Annotated in this window: 1 protein-coding gene; it reads left to right on the forward strand. The window is 41.3% G+C overall.

The annotated features are described in order from the left end of the window. Positions 1–20: 20 nt before the first annotated feature. On the forward strand, positions 21–385 hold a 365-nt coding region (locus tag EGI24_RS14255), incomplete at its 3' end, for an Ig-like domain-containing protein (RefSeq protein WP_255049130.1).

The following is a 385-nucleotide window of genomic DNA, read 5'->3' on the forward strand; positions in this document are numbered from 1 at the left end:
GAATTGAAAGTTTACCAACATTGGGAACCTTATATGTAGGTGGAGTAGCAGCAACGGTAGGCCAAGTATTGACCCCAGTACAAGTAGCTACTTTGACTTATGACCCAGCAGGTACGGCTAATGGAACCGATAGTTTTACATTCACAGCGATAGACAACAATGGAGCCGAAGATGCAACGGATGCGACAGTAAGTATTCCAGTAAATAATATTCCTCCTATTGCTTTAGATGATTCGGATTTGTACAACGCATTTGGAACAAATGGAGTAGTAAATATTTTAGCAAATGACACCTTGTCAACGGGTAGTTTAGCCACAACGTTGAACGCCACCATAGATATAAATCCTGCTACACCGGCTTTGGATAATACTTTGATTGTAGGTGG

Source organism: Lacihabitans sp. CS3-21, from assembly GCF_024343675.1.
Lineage (GTDB): Bacteria > Bacteroidota > Bacteroidia > Cytophagales > Spirosomataceae > Leadbetterella.